This window comes from Desulfovibrio sp. TomC (assembly GCF_000801335.2).
GTDB lineage: Bacteria > Desulfobacterota > Desulfovibrionia > Desulfovibrionales > Desulfovibrionaceae > Solidesulfovibrio.
On sequence record NZ_JSEH01000194.1, the window covers coordinates 1 to 729 of the forward strand.

Consider the following 729-nt stretch of genomic DNA (forward strand, 5'->3'; position numbering starts at 1 on the left):
TGGTCAGTCGTTCGTTTTGAGGTACTGGTAGAGGGTTTCGCGGCTGATGCCGAACTCGCGGGCGAGCGGCGCCTTCTTTTCGCCGGCAGCGGCACGACGCCGCAGTTCGAGCACCCGATCTGGCGCGAGCGCCTTCTTGCGCCCCCGGTAAGCACCTCGCTGTTTGGCGAGCGAGATGCCCTCGCGTTGCCGCTCTCGGATCAAGGCGCGTTCAAACTCGGCGAACGCCCCCATCACCGACAGCATGAGGTTAGCCATTGGTGAATCCTCGCCGGTGAAGCTCAGGCTTTCCTTCACGAATTCGATACGCACGCCACGCTGGGTAAGGCTGTGCACCAGGCGACGCAGGTCGTCCAGATTGCGCGCCAAGCGGTCCATGCTGTGCACCACCACCGTATCGCCCTCGCGCACGAAGGCGAGCAGCGCGTCGAGCTGTGGCCGTCGCGTGTCCTTACCCGACGCCTTGTCGGTGAACACCTTATCCACCTGAACGTGTTCGAGCTGCCGTTCCGGGTTCTGGTCGAAACTGCTGACGCGGACGTAGCCGATGCGGTGCCCCTGCAAGATGCCTCCTGAGCCGAAAGTATCAGGTAGAAATCTATAGTTTTGCGCGGAATCCGTCAAGAAATTGCAAATACAGATCTATTCTGACGCTTTACGGTGACGCCCCCTGACATCTGGTTAGGGTCTAGTCCAAATGGACATAATAAACAAAATAGTTCGTTGAGG

1 protein-coding gene is annotated in these 729 nt (G+C 59.1%); it reads right to left on the bottom strand.

Annotated elements, in window-relative coordinates; all coding sequences use genetic code 11:
* Positions 1-3 precede the first annotated feature (3 nt).
* Positions 4-564: a recombinase family protein gene (locus tag NY78_RS22105; RefSeq protein WP_043641497.1), complete on the bottom strand. Its 561-nt coding sequence runs from the start codon at positions 562-564 to the stop codon at positions 4-6.
* Between the last annotated feature and the right edge of the window lie 165 nt (positions 565-729).